Origin of the sequence: Achromobacter sp. GbtcB20 (genome assembly GCF_019091095.1) — a bacterium.
Classification (GTDB): domain Bacteria; phylum Pseudomonadota; class Gammaproteobacteria; order Burkholderiales; family Burkholderiaceae_B; genus Achromobacter; species Achromobacter mucicolens.
Genome location: NZ_JAGXJZ010000429.1, coordinates 1 through 302, shown reverse-complemented (window position 1 = coordinate 302; position 302 = coordinate 1). Strand labels below are relative to the sequence as shown.

The window sequence follows — 302 nt, the reverse complement described above, 5'->3', positions numbered from 1 at the left end:
TGTACGACGCACTCGACCGGCTGCGCGACGCCGGCAACTCGGTGTTCGTGGTGGAGCACGACTTGGACCTGATGCGCCGCGCGCAATGGCTCGTGGATGTCGGGCCGGATGCTGGGGAGCGTGGCGCCCGCGTGCTCTACAGCGGCGAGCCGGATGGCCTGCGCAAGATTCCCGAATCGCGTACTGCACGCTACCTGTTCGATGAGATCCCCGCGCCGGGAAGCCGGGCACGCGAAGCGACCGGCTGGCTGGAGCTGCAAGACATTCACCGCCACAACCTGCATGGCGTGAATGCGCGCATT

1 pseudogene is annotated in these 302 nt (G+C 66.9%); it reads left to right on the top strand.

The features are described from left to right. A pseudogene (locus tag KVT32_RS29630) lies at positions 1-302 on the top strand (excinuclease ABC subunit A); the annotation flags it as partial.